The following is a 348-nucleotide window of genomic DNA, read 5'->3' on the forward strand; positions in this document are numbered from 1 at the left end:
CCTAGATGCAGCGTAGTCTCGTGGGCTCGGAGATGTGTATAAGAGACAGCAATGGGTTAATATTCCCATACTTGCTCACACTAAAAAGGGGACGGTTCGACGTAGCTATTGAAGACGGACGGAAGTGTCAAGGCTTAGCCTTCGGGCGAAGCTGTTATAGTGAAATCGGATCCAAGAAAAGCCGAAGTGAAGCAACCCGTACCAAAACCGACACAGGTGGTCGAGGAGAGAATCCTAAGGTGCTCGAGTGAGTCGTGGCTAAGGAACTAGGCAAAATAGTCTCGTAACTTCGGAAGAAGAGACGCCAACAGCAATGTTGGCCGTAGTGAAGAGGCCCAGGCGACTGTT

At 50.3% G+C, this 348-nt stretch carries 1 rRNA gene; it reads left to right on the top strand.

What is annotated here, in order from left to right:
• Positions 1-348: ribosomal RNA gene (locus tag ACPYOJ_RS34840) — 23S ribosomal RNA — on the top strand; the annotation flags it as partial.

It is taken from the genome of Rhizobium sp. SVR5-9E (assembly GCF_056755095.1).